The 770-nt window shown below is 50.1% G+C and carries 1 protein-coding gene; it reads left to right on the top strand.

Annotation, left to right across the window (positions count from 1 at the left end):
- Positions 1-100: 100 nt before the first annotated feature.
- Positions 101-770 (top strand): SLC13 family permease (locus tag J5224_RS32185; RefSeq protein WP_264629013.1); only part of this gene is annotated, 670 nt, incomplete at its 3' end.

Here is a 770-nt window from a genome sequence, read left to right as displayed (position 1 = left end):
ACCCGGAAACCATCCGATACGGAAGGGATAAAACACCCTGTCAGCGCAGAAATACTTGAGTGTTTTCTTTTTACACCTTGCAACAAGGGTTGCTGTCTGAATGAGTATGCCTTTTTTCCGCGCCTTACTGCGCGACCGTTTTTTGCACCTGTTATTGATTATTGGCGTCGGTCTTTGTTTCGCCGTGCCTTTCGCTCCTGCTACCTGGCCTGGGGCAATTGACTGGCATACCATCATCACCCTGAGCGGATTGATGTTATTGACGAAAGGCGTGGAGCTCAGCGGCTATTTTGATGTACTAGGGCGTCGTATGGTGAGGCGTTTTCACAGTCAACGGCGACTGGCGATATTTATGGTGCTGGCCGCCGCGACACTGTCCACCTTTCTGACTAACGATGTGGCGCTGTTTATTGTGGTGCCGCTGACGATTACCTTAAAGAAGTTGTGCAGAATACCGATCAATCGTCTGATCATTTTTGAAGCGCTGGCAGTTAACGCCGGTTCCCTGCTCACCCCGATTGGCAACCCGCAGAATATTTTGCTGTGGGGACGTTCAGACCTATCATTTCTGGCCTTCATCTGGCAGATGACGCCGCTGGCGCTGGCAATGATGGCGACATTACTGGTGTTGTGCTGGTTCTGCTTCCCCGATAAAACGCTTAATTATCTTAGCGGTGAGAAAAGTGTGGACTGGCAACCTCGACTCGTCTGGTGCTGTCTGGTTTTTTATCTGATCTTTATCGCCGCACTGGAATTAAAACAGGAGCTGT

Source organism: Candidatus Symbiopectobacterium sp. NZEC135 (genome assembly GCF_025962695.1).
This window is presented reverse-complemented; position numbering and strand designations above follow the sequence as displayed.